Annotated in this window: 1 protein-coding gene; it reads left to right on the plus strand. The window is 57.8% G+C overall.

The window, feature by feature from the left end:
- Positions 1–83 precede the first annotated feature (83 nt).
- Positions 84–714 (plus strand): hypothetical protein (locus AC1RPN_RS07990; protein ID WP_481763679.1); only part of this gene is annotated, 631 nt, incomplete at its 3' end.

The following is a 714-nucleotide window of genomic DNA, read 5'->3' on the forward strand; positions in this document are numbered from 1 at the left end:
CATCTACTCGACGGACGGTGACGACGCAGTGCCCAAGATTCGGGCTATGCACTTTTTCTGTGCCACGCTCGGCATCGAGCTGTTTGGCTGAGAAGTCACTGTCGAAGCTGTACGAGATGGGCGTCCGCACTACGGCTCAGTTGGTCGAACTAGGAGTCGAAGGTCCGCCGTCTAATTTCCGCGCACAGCTCATTGACGCATTCGGCAAGAACCAGTGGCCTAAGATGCGCGGGGAACTCGTGCGCGTGCTGGGCGACACGATCCCGCTCAAGAAGTTGATGGTGGCAAGCGGCGCTTTCACGCGCGGTGGGATGGGAGTGCGCAAGCTCGAACAGCTTGAGGCTGCGGGCATGAGTATGAAAACTCTCTGCAACCTTGACAAACAAGGAATCTGGAACGAGGTGGGCCGCATCAAGGGGTTCTCGCACGCAACGATCCAGCTGTTGGTGGATGGCGTTGCAGAGTTCCGAGCGTGGTATCGTCCTCTTAAGGGCGTGTTCAAGATCGATGGCGAACTGCCAGTGCGGAAGAAGGCAGCAGGCGCGAAGCTAGCAGGGGTCAATGTGGCTTGGACCAGTTACCGCTCGGCTGACGAAGAGGCGTTTGTCGAGGCTCAGGGCGGCACCGTTGTCAAGTACAGCGCGAAGATGAATGTGCTACTATACAAGCCGGGTGCTAAGTTCGCGGACAAGATCGTAAAGGCCGGGAACAAGG

The sequence above is a fragment of the Dellaglioa sp. CoH-57-MRSF-20 genome, assembly GCF_056781955.1.